Source organism: Bradyrhizobium sp. UFLA05-112 (assembly GCF_053572325.1).
On the sequence record NZ_JBANBK010000144.1, the window covers coordinates 1 to 12,519 of the forward strand.

Consider the following 12,519-nt stretch of genomic DNA (forward strand, 5'->3'; position numbering starts at 1 on the left):
AAAGGTGGACGTCTCTTGCTTCGGGTATCATCCCGATGTTGAATCATGACTCACTTCCTAGGGAAAGTGGGTACTAGACATCCCAAATCAAACCAGGGGGCGTCGACCGAAAAAAGGCACTCTCATGATTGTTGCTTTAGCCGTGACACCTGCTTCGATGACGGCGTGCAATACTCTGCGATCCGGTCAACTGGCCGCGTTAGCAATTGATCTAAGTGACAGCAACACGTCAGCCATCAATGGATAAACTCAAGCGCACCTGTAAAGAGTTCGACATGCAAGATCAGCAGCCGCCACCGAGTTGCCCTGACGATAGGCAAGCGTTCCACCCAGGAATCTTGGTTGGGAGAGCAGCAAGATAGAGGAACTTGCTGCGGGGACCAACTTCAACCATGCTAATAGGGATGGAGTGTGGGGCGGCGCGGGGCAAAGCGGGCATTCGGGCAAAGCTATTTGGATGGCTTCAGAGAATGATGTGAACGCTGCACACGGCTATGCAGGTAGCTCTGGGCGGTACTTCATTGTCGAGGCGCGAGAGCCACTCAAATTGGCGGTCATGGACGAGTGGTATGATCAAGTTGAACCTGACGAACTGGGCGCATGGGCTGCGATGGCGCAGAAGCATGGCTTGGACGGAGTGAAAACGGAATATGAGAGCTCCTACGAGGTCGTTCTGTTTGACACAAGTAAGGTTAGAAGTTTAGGTGAACGTCTTCTGGGCCTTCCCGCCGAGATAGGCGCTGTGGTCCTCCCCGAACAGGAGCACGATCCAGAAGAGACTTGGCCGGAGATGGAAGTCTCGACGTTCTCAACTACTGAGGATTCGAAATCGCGCTCAAGTATCAGTGGTCTGTGGTCAATGTGGGATTTCGGACGTGTCGCCGGTGGGAGCTGGGACCATGGCCGCCAACCCGCCCCCGACGCGCTGATCGGCGCATTGAACAGAATCGGCGTCCTGCCGAGGCTATTCCAGCCGACAAATTTGTACATCCGCGGTTGGCCTTAGACGGCGCGATTGGACACCGGACGACGGGAAGCAACCCCGAACAATGCGCAAGGCCACATCATTAGCCTGGTTCCTCGGCTTGAACGCGGCTGAAGATCAGACCTCTTTAGAATTGCGTTGGAGCGAGCCCGGGTTGGTCGGCAGTTACGACCGCAGTTGCCGCAACGTGCAGGATATCGAAGGAGTCTTCGGGCCCGTGTCATGCATTTCCCACCGAGGCAGTTCGGTGTTGGGCTCGCGACATTTGCAGCCTCGAGCATGATGTCGGCTCGGTATGCGTCGCCTTCTGTTCGAAATGAGGTTTGCACGAGGTCTTTGGTGGCACGGCAATTGCTGGAACGTGGACATCGGTCCCTGCCAACCTTTGGTTCCGATGTTCATGCGATTTGGCGATCATTGCCGCAACAGAGAGCCAGCCGCGACAATGCATCCGCAAAGTCAGGCGCAATGCGGCAGGCCCGACTCGATCTGGCGCGGTCTAACAGTTAATCCACCGGATCCGTCATCTGGTGGGACGTTCGGAGGGGAGCTGGATGAGCATCAAAATAGGAGTTCTCAGGACGGAGCTAATGCGGACCGATCATACTCAGATACTCCGGCAGAAAAAACCCGGTGTTTACCTCGCGGGGATTTTGGACGCCGATGCAGGTCGCGCGCAGGAGGTTGCCATAGAGCAATCGCCTTCTCGGCGCTCGGAATCGCTGGTGGACGAAGTGGTCTATCGGTCGGGCGGCCGTCACGAATTCGTGGGTCCACGCGATCAACATCAGCGGTGGGCTTTTGGAATCGAAGATGGTTTCTGCGCAGTTGAGGGTAGGCGCAGCGGTGAAGCCCTCGCGACCCGATGTAAACCGAAGAGAACGAGATCGGCTGAGGTTTTCATACACGCCAGCTGCGGCATCATGGTTCATGTCGAATTGATCGGTCGGCAAGGCACGGTAGTCGCTGGCTGCCGCATCGCTTCGGCTCTTCAACAGAGACAGCCTCGGCGATCTTTTGTATTCAGACAAATGGGTGCTGCGGAGATTTGGGGACATTTACCGCAGGCAGATGGCTGAATGGATCAACGCAGCAAAAGCCGGCACTTCCGGTCGGGCGAACGTATGGGACACCTTTGTCGCCTCGGCCGTCGCAGAGAAACTCGCCGAGCCTCGCGCCGGAAATGGCGTGGTATCTCCTAAATGGACCACGTCGCCGTATGACTGACAGATAGAGGGTGAAGACGCCGAACGGAATTCCATCGGTCTCGCACGCAATTCGATGCGAGCCATGTGAAAGGAAACGATGATCAACTATGCAGTTGTCGGCGCGGGCGCGATCTCGCAACAAGCCTTTCTACCAGGTGTTGGACAGTCCGCGAACTCAAGGGTTACCGCGATCGTGACCGGCGATCGGGATAAGGCCGCCAAGTTGGCGGATTTCTATGATATTGGCCAGATCGTCGACTATGGCGGATACGATGCCCTTTTGAAGAGCACTGACGTCGACGCTGTGTACATCGCTCTACCCAACCACTTGCATGCGGACTACGCAATTCGCGCCGCTCGCGCCGGCAAGCACGTCCTGGTGGAGAAGCCGCTAGCTACCAGCGAAGAAGATGCTCTCGCCATGATCGCCGCTGCGCGCGAAGCTGGTGCGTTTCTGATGACCGCGTACAGGCTTCACAATGAACCTGGAACCGTCGCGATCCTCCAACATATTCGCAACGGCGCGATCGGCCGGCCACTTTTCTTTCAATCGGTTTTCAGTTTCCAGACGGCGGCAGGGAACCACAGACTAAAGGCCGCGAGTTGGGGTGGACCACTGCAAGACGTGGGTGTTTATTGCGTCAATGCCGCCCGTCACATCTTTGCAGAAGAGCCGATAGAGGCCATGGCGATGTCGCACAGACCGACTGATGATCCGCGTTTTCGCGAGGTGGAAGCGTCCGTCGCAGCCACGCTGCGTTTTCCCTCCGGCGGTTTCGCGCAATTCGTCGCCAGTTTCGGGGCGGCCGTCGTCGACAATTATCGGGTCGTCGGAACAACGGGCGATCTCGAACTCGACCCAGGCTTTAGGTTCGAGACGGCAACAAGATTGCGCCTGCGCCGTGGCGGCGAGGTCGGCGAAACTCACTTCCCGCAAATCGACCATTTTGGTGCGCAGGTGGAGTACTTTTCAGCTTGCATCGAGGCTGGTACGCCGCCCGAGGCTGATGGCGACGAGGGATTGGCAGACTTGCGCGCACTAATCGCAATCGAAAAGGCCGCCCTGACCGGACAGCCGCAAACCATCTCATCCCCTCCGCGTGCCCGGCATCCAACGCCAGGCATGGTGCGATTTACCCCTTCGACCGATCGACGACTGGCTCTCTGAGGAGACTTCTGCCTGCTCCGCTATGCGGGCGGGACGAGTTCGACCAGCTTGTGAAGCAGCCTCGCGCAACCGACGATCTTCCGGCTGAAGAGGTCCATGATCACGACCAGGGTACACCCAACCTCCTCGCAGTCGGAATGTACGTGATATCGACGAGTTAGATTCGGTTCACCGCGGCGGCCGGCAGAATTGCGATGGTGAGGTTCTGCGATCAGCAGGCCATGATGAGCGCAGCGGTGCCATAAGAGCGCGGATGCCGTGCCGATGAATCAGGTGTTCGATCCGGGCCACGGCCGTCGCCACGTCCCCGCACTCGCAGCGCAGCATGGAGCTGGCGCTGCTATAGCGTTTGCCACTGTCTTAATTGACCCGTCGGAGAGCCCAAGAGCGCGGCATTTGTCGTTCTGCTGTATTCACCCCCGCTCGCGCGAGGTGCACGTTACTCATACATTGAAACGCGTGAACTATTTATTGCGCCCAGCGTAGTGGTGAGAGACCGAGGTCCCTTATCCGGCCTGCGGACGTTTTTACTGCACGAAGTGTGTCGGGGCGCTGCAATGATATTTTCGTGGCTCGTTGTAGGCCGGTACTCACAAGCACTTAATCTCAATCTGTCGCGGGATACCGCCAGCGTGGACTGTTTGCTGTGGACACCAAGCCAGCCACTGAACGCGCGAAGAGAGCAAGTGTAAACGTTGTTTGAAACGCTGCCAGTCAGTCGTTGCTACAATGCGCAGGCAAGATATTTCCCTTCAGAAGGCGACTGAGGCTCCGATCCCAGTTTGATCGAAGACGCGCGACAGACCACGATTGCTGTCTCGAACACGACAGGCCGTTGTGCGTTCGTCAGAAACGGGACACAGACAAGTGGCCGTGCCCGCGAAACGACTTCGTTTCCCGCGATTATCGCGGCAAACGTTGGAAGAAAATTGTTGCACGCAATCGCACGATGCTCTCTCCGGGCGGACGGCTGCCATGCGCGTCAATTGACCGCGCCTTGGCGACAGATCAATTCGTAACTCTGTCACGCCGGAGAACTAAGGTTGCGGTGGGACATTTAGCGGGGCGCTCTCATGCCCATTCTTATAAAGCCCCGAACGCTCGGTCTGCTGACCAAATGCGAGCGCCGCGCTCGCGGGGCAAGCCTCATCATTTCCGTCTACGCAATGTTCGACCTAGCCAACCCAAGCGCTGACCGTCTGGAAGGCGAGCAGGAGCTTTGGGTAATGGGCTCGAAAGAGCTGCCGCCCGGCAGCCCGCTTGACATCGGGATGCCCAAACCACAAGCGGAAGTACTCATCGGTGGACATGCGGCGGCGCCCAAGGGACGGCCGACCCAGCGCATGATGTTAGGATGGTCGCTCGGACCGATGCAGAAACGCCTTTTAGTGACTGGCGATCGTTATTGGCAGATGACGACCTCCGGCTGGCGACCAACAGCTGCCAAACCTTTCCAGCAGATGCCGCTAACGCGGCAGCGCGCCTTCGGCGGGGTCGGACATCCCTCGAACCCGACCGGCATCGGCCACGACGCTTTTGGCCGCAGCATGGCTGGCGAGCTGGTGGCGCTACCCAATGTGGAGGATCCCGAGCACGCGGTCCAGTTCATCGAAACAGCGGCGGAGCCCGCGGCGTTCGGACCAATGATGTGTATAAGAGACAGGCCATACGGGCTGCAAAACTTCTCGTCTGAACAGCCGTTGATCCAAGGCCATCTACCGGCGTTTCGCGTGCGCTGCTTCATCGGCTGGAGCGATCCGGCGCGCGCCGTCAGCGAACTTCAGACGCGCATCGACACGCTGTGGCTGTTCGCCGGAGCCCGCCGTGGCATCATGATCTACCGCGCCGCGATTGCCGTGCAGGAGAATGACGGCAGCGACGTTGCCGACATTATGCTCGCCTACGAGCGGAAGAGCGACCCTGCGCGGTCGACAGACCATTATCTGAATGTCAGACGGCTGCGTCTCGATCCGAGAACCGCCGCGCGCTACGCCTTTGCGGAACATCAACTCAAGCCCGAGCTTTCGTCTGCCGAACGGGAGCGTCGCGCAGCGCAGCGAGAAGAATTGGCCGAACAGCGTGCAGCGCAGCAGCAGGCCTCCAGGCGCTGGGCGCTCGATCAGGAACTCGCCCGTGTCGACCTTCCTCCTGTGCTGCGTCCTACAATCGAGACACCGTCCATTGAACCATCAAGTATTCCCGAATTGTTGCCCGAGGAACTCGAAAGCGGCGAAATCGACTTGGCCGAGATCCTCGACGCGGTGGAGACTGTCTACGACAAGGCCAGCTCCGACATCGACAAGCTCGCGGCTCAATGCGAGCCCGTGCGTGGAGCTTATGAAAGGCTTTCGAGCGGCAATGCCGCATCGACCGATATCGACGCACTGCTTGCCGCGATCGGCAGCATGGACGCTGCACACGCGATGGACACAAGCTTTGAGCAAATCCCGTCATTGGCTGCATTGCCGGCGGAGATCGATCTGCCCCTCCTGCACGAGCTCGACATTACGCTCGCGGGGGCGACGGATTGGCGTGGTGAGATTGTTGGCGCCGTAGCACCGTCGGTCGACGAGCACAAACAACTCGAACTTGCGCATGCTCGCTTCTTTGGCCTGCCAGCTGGAAGACCGCTTGAGTCGATGCGAACCGCGTTGTCGGACGATGCTTTTTCACCACCCGACATCCCCTCCCTTGCGCTGCCAGAGGAAGCCCACGTCAGATCCGAGCCGCCACCGCGACCCACCATTGATGAGATCGCGGCGCAGATCGAGAACCGTGGCCTACCCGCTGAAACCGTGCAGCCTCTATTTACGGCCTTCGCCGATGCCGAGGCGGCGCTCAGCAATGCGCTCCCAGCGTTAGCCAGCGATGGTCGCGCACCGTTCGAGGCCTTGATCGGGACCGATCAGCCGCCGCTCGCCGATACGCCCGACGCGGCGCTGGACATGGCTATCGTGGAAACAAAGGAAGCGGTGAGAGACCTTCGGACTGAGATCGACAAAGGCGAAGGTCAGCTGACAACCGCCATGGCAGCAGTCAGGCTGGCCTCACCCAAGCCGCTCGAACCTCAATCGGTGTTGGCTCCAGCTGTGGCGCGCGCGCTGGGCGACGTCGTTGAGGAAGAATTCAGTCGCGGCCGTTCGCTAGCCGGCCGCGATCTTGCCGGCGCCGACCTCTCTGGCAGGCAATTCGTAAAAGCGGATTTTTCTGGCGCCTTTCTCGAACGCACCAAGCTGAACGGAACCAACCTCGCCGGCGCCACACTGATGAAGGCCACACTTGCCGGCGCGGTACTCGTCAACGCCGATTTAAGCTGCACCGACCTTACCGACGCCAATCTTGGAGAAGCTGACTGCCGCGGGACGCGTTTCGCAAGTGGCCGGCTTGTTCGTACCAACGTTCTCGGTGCACGAATGGTGGGCGCGTCCTTCGACCAGGCGCATCTCACCAATCTTCAGCTGTTGCAGGTGCCAATGATCGGAGCAACCTTCCGCTCTGCGCAGCTGCAGCAATGCGGTTTCATTCAAGCTGCCCTGGACAATAGCGTATGGCAGGGTGCCGTCCTCCAGCGAACACAATTCGTGGACTTGTCGCTGTCTGGTGCGGCTTTTTCCAACGCTCGGCTCGAGCAAACCTGCTTCCTCAAAGTGGCAGCGCGGCAACTCGATTTCAGTGCCTCGGAGCTCGACCAAGTCAGCTTCATCGGCGAAATCGATCTGCGCGACGCCCGCTTCGACCGTAGCAGCGCGGACACGCTTTCTTTTCAGGACGCCGACATCGCAGGCGCCGACTTCAGCATGGCGCGGCTTAACGGTGTCTATTTCGGCAAGTCAGCTCTGTTGCGCGCGACCTTCCGAATGACGTCGCTGAAAGGCGCGGTCTTCACCGGCAACGATCTGCGCGGCTGCGATTTCTATGCCGCCAACCTGCTCGAGGCGCATCTCAATGAGGCTGATCTGGCCGGCGCCAGTTTGCGCCATGCAAATCTCTACGGTGCCGACTTGATGGATTCGACATTGGTCGCAGCGGATCTGAGCAATGCCAATATCGATCGCACCGTCCTTATAGTCCCTCGCCATGTCAATTGATCTACTGCTGCAATCAATCGCCCACCGCGTCCCGGTACGCCAAGTCAATCTCGATGGCGAGACGCTGTCTGGACTGCTCCTGAACGAGGGCATCGTGCTGAGCTCCTCCTTTTGCAACAGCGACTTCATCACCGCCTCCCTGACTGGCATGACGTTTCAGGACTGCGACTTTAGCGGCGCCTTGTTCACCGACGCTTGCTTCGACAAATGCACGTTTGTCAGTTGTTGCGCGGGCCATTCCAACTGGCGACGGGCGACTTTGGTCCAGTCGACGTTGATGTCTTCGGATCTCAGCTGCAGCGACTTCAGCGAGACGCGCTTCACCCAAACGACAGCCATACGCTGCGTCCTGGCCTGCGCTGTCCTGCGTGACGCTACCCTGTCACAAAGCGCCATCATGGACTGCGACCTGGCCAATATCGTGCTCGACGGCGCGACCCTCACGAACGCAGCCATTACCCAGGCCGATCTGCGGAGTGCGAGTCTCACTGGCATGCGATGCGACACCATCCTGTTCGCAGAATCCGATCTATCCAGGCGAGACCTGAGAAGCCTGACGCTGAGCCGCGCGAACTTGAGTGGTGCCAAGCTGAACGACGCCAATTTGTCCGGTGTAGACCTCTCCGGCTCGATACTGCCACGCGCCAGCCTCGTCGGTACAGATCTCTCGCGCGCCAACGCCTCGAATACTCTGTTTGACAAGGCCGACTTGCGAGCGGCCAACTTGCGAAGCGCCAATTTGAAGCAATGCATCTTTCTGGAAGCGCGCCTTGACGGCTGCGATCTCACGAAGACAACACTGGAGATGGCCGTATTCACGCGTGCGTCCGCCAAGGCCGCCTCATTCCGCGGTGCCGACATGCCCTATGCGCTAATGCACCATGCCAAGGTCGACGGCAGCGACTTTTCCGGCACACGGTTTCTACGCACCGAATTTCATTGCGCATCGACTGAAGGAAGCCTGTTCGTGGGCACGCGTGGAAGCGCCCTGCCAACGGTACCTGAACGCGCCGTCGCCGAACTCTACGACGCCAGCTCCGTGATCCCCTTCAATAGAGAGTTCTGAACCATGTCCTTCGTCAATGCCAACGGCCCGATGTCAGCGCAGGATCTCGGCTTTCCCGACGTATGCAACACACCGGTAGGTCCCGCCGTCGCGCCGAGCCCCTATCCAAATATTAATCTGAACACGTTGGGCATGCCCACCCAATCTCGTTGCCTGCTCATGTGTATGCCGGCGCATAATATGACGACGGTGCGAGCGTCATCCACGGGCGACAACGCGGGTGTGGCCCTCGGCGTCATGTCCGGCACCGTCATGGGTCCAGGCCGCGCCATGAAGGGATCGAGCAACTTGTTTATTGGTGGCCCGCCGGCAACCAAGATGGCGATGCCAACCAAGCAGAATGGCTCCAACCCAAACACATTCGGACTGTCGATATCCCCGTCCCAAACACGATTTATGGCGCTGCGCTAAAACGCCGACAACCGAATAATTGAGGAGCCACCATGCCGGATGCCTACGCCCGATTTTTCGTCCCCGAAACGCCAAACTCTCCCCTAACGAGTTCGAGCTATCTGCGCCTCGGCGCTTATTCGGTCGGCGAGGAGGAGATTGTCACCGACCTGGCCACAACTAGCGACAGAAGTTCAACCACACACGAAACCGACCACGCTGGTATACTTGCCTTCACCAAGAAGGACTTCCAGGTAACCGCTGATGGCGCTGCACTTATGAAAATTGGTCGCGGCCACACGACCGAGGTCAGGAACGGCGATGCCAAATATACGGTCTCAAACGGCAACTATGACATCTCGGCGCAGAACGACGTATCGATCAGCGCAGGTGGCGACGGCAGCACAGGCGACATCAGCACGACCGCGTTGAACTACAAGCAGACCGCCAAGGGCGACTCCTCGGAGATCACTCATGGCAACTCGAAACGGATCACGCGCGGCTCGGCTATGGAAATCTATGAGGGCGCCAAAGTCACCTGCGTGGCGGGCGCGTGCACTACCGCGGCTATCGGCCTCAGTGTAGCAGCGTTCCTCGGCGCCGCGATCTCCATCCGGCATGGCTACAACCTTTCAATTAGCCGTGGCGGCAACTGCTCGATCAGATTCCGCTTTGCAAATACGCTTACGGTTGGCAACGAATTCAACAAGGTTACGGGAAACGTGACCAGAATCATCGGTGGATACAACGTGCAGGTCACCAATTCTGACATCCGTTACGTCAAGGAGACCTATCTCAAGGTGGTGGACGATGCTGACGTGAAAAAGGTCAAGCTCGACGGCTCGTGGTGCGAAACGCGCGTGCAGGTCGCAGACGAACAAGTGCAACGTAGCGAATTGAGCTCAGATGAGCACCAGGTTGTCAACAGAGTGTGCGATGTCGAGAGCGCGACCGGCCGGTATAAGACTCAAAACTGGCGTACGATGCTGTACCTGTAGCCAGCAGGAGTTCGAAAATGACAGTGGCTTTCCGCTCCGCAAACGCTGACCTCTTGGCGACAACCGAGCGCCTGCTTGAGCCCGGCCATCACACTGCCCGCGTCGTGGCAGTCGATGAAAATGGCGTAGCCTCGGAGGTGGAGGTCGCCGGCACCCGTCATCCGGCGACGGTGGCTTTCGGCTGCCTGGTTCGGCCGATTACTCAGGACCTTGTGCTGGTCTTCAGCGATGCGGGGCGAGTCTTCGTTCTGGCCGTGCTCGAGCGGAGGACGTCAAGTTGCGGAACCATTGCTTTGCCTTCTGGAGGCAATATATCGATTGAGGGCAACACCATCGCTATCGCCGGGCGTCAGCGAATGTCCCTGCGCGCCGACACTATTGATCTGCAGACTGAACTGTTTGCCGTACTTGCGGACAAGGCCACCTGGGTTGGCAGGCTCTTTAGTTTGATTGCGGATCGTTTCCGCAGCGTGACACACATCCAGGAAACGAGCGCCCATACGCTTACGGTAAAGGCGGTCGAACGGATCGCCATCATCGACCGTATCGACTCGCTGCAGACCGAAACCCAGGCGATTAAGGTGGCCGGCATTGCCTCCGAGACGGCGCATAGCAAGGTTATTGCCGTGACCGAGGATCTCCGCCTCGACGGCAAACGGGTGACGGTCGCATAGCGGGCATGCTGACCACTAGCTTTCCCGCTCCGACTTGGCAAGACCGCCTTAGAAGTGCGCAGGAGTTCATTGCCGCCAACCGTCTCGATGATGCGGAGGCGCTGCTGAACGATGTTAGTATCATAACGAACGATCCGGATGTGCTGAATGCAAAGGCAACACTTGCGCTCGCGCGTCGCCGGATCGAGCTTGCGTTCGAGATGCTGGCGGAAGCGGCAACTCTCTATCCTGAGCACGCTGGGCTCGTTACTAATCTCGGCACCGCTCATGAATTGCTCGGCCGCTTCGACGAGGCAGTGATCTGTCTGGAACGCGCGGCGGCGCTCGTCCCGCACAATGAAGAGATCAAACTCGCCCTCGCTCATGCTCTGCTGTGCCGAGGCGACATTGCGCAAGCGCGCGCGATCACGGAGGCGGCTCTAAAACGCGAGCCTGCCAATGCGCGGGCCTTCCTCCAACTTGGAGCCATCGATCTCGCCTTGCGTGACTGCGCGTCGGCTGAGACTGCCTTTCTTCGTGCCCTAGAACTTGCCCCGGACGATCCCGATACGCTGCGCAACTTGTCGGTACTCATGCTTGAACGGAGCCGCTTCGACGAAGCGATGAATTTTGCGGAACGCGCGCATTTACGGGCCCCGCTCGATACGGCCGGGCTTCTGCATCTGGCCTATTGCCGGGCCGCGGCCGGACTCTGGCCGCAAGCAGAGGTCGCTTGCCGGAAGTTGCTTGCCTATGCGCCGACGCATCTTGGCGCACGCGAAATCCTGGCCCGTGCCACGATCGCCAACGGTGAGGTGGATCGGGGCATTGCAGAGCTCACGCAGTTCGTACGCACCCGCAAATCCGATCTTTCCGCCGCCATTGTTCTGGCGCGCACCCTGCAGCTTGTCGGCCGGTTTGGCGACGCCCTCACGCTTGCCAGCCACGTCGCGCGCACGCGCCCCGACGATGAAACGGCAATGTGCCTCAAGACGACCCTTGAACTGACGCTCGGTCGCTTCCCGACGCCCAAGCCGATCACCTTGGCTCTTGTGACGCCGGTCTTTGTGCCGCCGACAACTTGCGTACTCGAATTCGTGGCGCTCGTTCGCCTGTTGCGTCGGCTGGCGAGCCAGCAAGTTGTACGGGTCGTCGCGGAGCCACATTACCAAGCAGTTCTTACCAGCCTGGCTGAGCAGGTCATTTCAGAGGAGCCAAAGTCTGGGCTCTCCACCACCCCGCTTCAATCCTTATTGCGTATACTTCCGATCAACGCTCGCAACATTGCCGATGACATCCCTTATCTGCGACCGGATTCACAGCTTTTTGCCAAATGGCGCAACGCTCTGGCCGAATTTGCACGGCCCTTGGTCGGCATCGTCTGGGACGGTGGTGTTCTCGGTCTATCCATGGAACAGATCGCCGCTACGCTCCCCGCCTCCATAACGCCGGTCAGTTTGATGACCGACGCGCAACGGCACGACATGAAGCGATGGTGTCGCCCCATCGATGCTGGTGCGCACGTCGACAGCCCAGCCGAATTGATCGCTGCGATCGCTAATCTCGACGCGGTGGTCGGCCCCGACAGCTTCGCGGTCCATATTGCGGGGGCGCTCGGGATTCCCGGCGTCGTCTTCGTGCCAAACGGCTATCCTTGGTACTGGGCCCAGGACAACGGAAAGCCGCTCTGGTACCCATCGTTCGAAGTCGTTATGCAGGAAGGGCTCGGGAATTGGTCGGGAGCGATCGACGAAGGTCGGCGCCGGCTCGCGGCGCTACTGCACGCGGCCGCCATCGATTGAACGGCTTGCGCGGATGCCCGAGAATCTAACGTCTGGGGTTTGAGCCCACACGATCGCCTGCTTTCGAACTGCCCCAACCTCGCACCTAATCTTACTGAGTCAGAAATCCACGGACCAAGCTGGGTGAGAATCGCATATTGAAGGAGATTCAACGCGAGATC

The 12,519-nt window shown here is 59.1% G+C and carries 9 protein-coding genes; 8 read left to right on the forward strand and 1 reads right to left on the reverse strand.

The window, feature by feature from the left end:
* Positions 1-457 precede the first annotated feature (457 nt).
* Positions 458-1,006: a hypothetical protein gene (locus tag SO180_RS40645; RefSeq protein WP_449384400.1), complete on the forward strand. Its 549-nt coding sequence runs from the start codon at positions 458-460 to the stop codon at positions 1,004-1,006.
* A gap of 566 nt (positions 1,007-1,572) precedes the next feature.
* On the opposite strand, the gene SO180_RS40650 is transcribed toward SO180_RS40645, so the two are convergent.
* Complete coding sequence (locus SO180_RS40650; protein WP_449384401.1) at positions 1,573-1,980, reverse strand: hypothetical protein; 408 nt, start codon at positions 1,978-1,980, stop codon at positions 1,573-1,575.
* Positions 1,981-2,290: 310 nt separating this feature from the next.
* Between SO180_RS40650 and SO180_RS40655 the strand changes: the two genes are divergently transcribed.
* From SO180_RS40655 to SO180_RS40685, 7 genes are all read left to right on the forward strand, one after another.
* Positions 2,291-3,361 (forward strand): Gfo/Idh/MocA family protein, encoded by a 1,071-nt coding sequence (locus SO180_RS40655; protein WP_449384402.1) that lies wholly within the window; start codon positions 2,291-2,293, stop codon positions 3,359-3,361.
* A 1,073-nt stretch (positions 3,362-4,434) separates the two neighbouring features.
* On the forward strand, positions 4,435-7,449 hold the full coding sequence (locus SO180_RS40660) for a DUF2169 family type VI secretion system accessory protein (protein WP_449384403.1): 3,015 nt from the start codon (positions 4,435-4,437) through the stop codon (positions 7,447-7,449).
* A complete protein-coding gene (locus SO180_RS40665; protein WP_449384404.1) occupies positions 7,439-8,515 on the forward strand; it encodes a pentapeptide repeat-containing protein in 1,077 nt (358 codons plus the stop codon). The genes SO180_RS40660 and SO180_RS40665 overlap by 11 nt, the downstream gene beginning before the upstream one ends.
* A 3-nt stretch (positions 8,516-8,518) precedes the next feature.
* Positions 8,519-8,926, forward strand: a complete 408-nt coding sequence (locus SO180_RS40670; RefSeq protein ID WP_449384405.1) for a DUF4150 domain-containing protein — start codon at positions 8,519-8,521, stop codon at positions 8,924-8,926.
* A gap of 32 nt (positions 8,927-8,958) precedes the next feature.
* Positions 8,959-9,903, forward strand: coding sequence for a hypothetical protein (locus SO180_RS40675; RefSeq protein WP_449384406.1), 945 nt, complete (start codon positions 8,959-8,961; stop codon positions 9,901-9,903).
* A gap of 17 nt (positions 9,904-9,920) precedes the next feature.
* On the forward strand, positions 9,921-10,577 hold the full coding sequence (locus SO180_RS40680) for a DUF3540 domain-containing protein (protein ID WP_449384407.1): 657 nt from the start codon (positions 9,921-9,923) through the stop codon (positions 10,575-10,577).
* 5 nt (positions 10,578-10,582) lie between these two features.
* Positions 10,583-12,358 (forward strand): tetratricopeptide repeat protein, encoded by a 1,776-nt coding sequence (locus tag SO180_RS40685; RefSeq protein WP_449384408.1) that lies wholly within the window; start codon positions 10,583-10,585, stop codon positions 12,356-12,358.
* Positions 12,359-12,519 lie beyond the last annotated feature (161 nt).

Bases quoted from the DNA above. Each gene is read 5' to 3' on its own strand.
- SO180_RS40680 (WP_449384407.1), top strand. From the start codon at position 9,921: ATGACAGTGGCTTTCCGCTCCGCAAACGCTGACCTCTTGGCGACAACC.
- SO180_RS40685 (WP_449384408.1), top strand. From the start codon at position 10,583: ATGCTGACCACTAGCTTTCCCGCTCCGACTTGGCAAGACCGCCTTAGA.
- SO180_RS40660 (WP_449384403.1), top strand. From the start codon at position 4,435: ATGCCCATTCTTATAAAGCCCCGAACGCTCGGTCTGCTGACCAAATGC.
- SO180_RS40665 (WP_449384404.1), top strand. From the start codon at position 7,439: ATGTCAATTGATCTACTGCTGCAATCAATCGCCCACCGCGTCCCGGTA.
- SO180_RS40670 (WP_449384405.1), top strand. From the start codon at position 8,519: ATGTCCTTCGTCAATGCCAACGGCCCGATGTCAGCGCAGGATCTCGGC.
- SO180_RS40645 (WP_449384400.1), top strand. From the start codon at position 458: ATGGCTTCAGAGAATGATGTGAACGCTGCACACGGCTATGCAGGTAGC.
- SO180_RS40655 (WP_449384402.1), top strand. From the start codon at position 2,291: ATGATCAACTATGCAGTTGTCGGCGCGGGCGCGATCTCGCAACAAGCC.
- SO180_RS40675 (WP_449384406.1), top strand. From the start codon at position 8,959: ATGCCGGATGCCTACGCCCGATTTTTCGTCCCCGAAACGCCAAACTCT.